This is a genomic window from Mycobacterium sp. shizuoka-1 (assembly GCF_002723835.1).
Taxonomy (GTDB): Bacteria; Actinomycetota; Actinomycetes; order Mycobacteriales; family Mycobacteriaceae; genus Mycobacterium.
Genome location: NZ_BEWG01000141.1, coordinates 1 through 863, shown reverse-complemented (window position 1 = coordinate 863; position 863 = coordinate 1). Strand labels below are relative to the sequence as shown.

The 863-nt window shown below is 66.5% G+C and carries 1 protein-coding gene; it reads left to right on the top strand.

All coding sequences use genetic code 11. The annotated features are described in order from the left end of the window. On the top strand, positions 1-863 hold an 863-nt coding region (locus MSZK_RS31030), incomplete at both ends, for an IS256 family transposase (protein WP_099252347.1).

The following is an 863-nucleotide window of genomic DNA, read 5'->3' as shown; positions in this document are numbered from 1 at the left end:
ACCAGTGACTTCGGGCCGGCGCTCGATCAGTTCCTCGGCACCGGCGCCGGACTGTCCGCATCCTCGATCACCCGGCTCACGGCCCAGTGGCAGGACGAGGCGAAGGCCTTCGGCACCAGGGACCTCTCGCAGGTCGACTACGTGTACCTGTGGGTCGACGGCATCCACCTGAAAGTCCGGCTCGAGCAGGAAAAGCTCTGCCTGTTGGTGATGCTCGGGGTGCGGGCGGACGGCCGCAAGGAACTCGTCGCCCTGGCCGACGGCTACCGAGAGTCCACCGAGTCCTGGGCGGACCTGCTGCGGGATTGCCGCCGCCGCGGGATGCGCGCGCCGGCGCTCGCGGTCGGGGACGGAGCTTTGGGATTCTGGCGGGCACTGCGGGAGGTGTTCCCCGCCACCCGCGAACAACGCTGCTGGTTCCACAAACAAGCCAACGTTCTTGCTGCACTCCCGAAATCGGCGCATCCGGGTGCGTTGGCGGCGATGAAGGAGATCATCGGGGCCGAGGACATCGACAAGGCGCAGTTGGCGATCGCAGCGTTCGAACGTGACTACAGCGCGAAGTACCCGAAAGCGGTGAAGAAAATCGTCGATGACGCCGACGTGCTGCTCGAGTACTTCCGGTATCCCGCCGAGCACTGGGTGCATCTACGCACCACGAACCCGATCGAATCGACCTTCGCGACGGTTCGGCTTCGGACCAGGGTGACCAAGGGCCCGGGATCACGGGCGGCGGGCATGGCGATGGCCTACAAGCTGATCGAAGCAGCGCAGTCGCGGTGGCGGGCGGTCAACGCACCACACCTGGTGGCGTTGGTGCGGGCCGGCGCAGTGTTCCACCAGGGCAAGCTCCTCGAACGTCC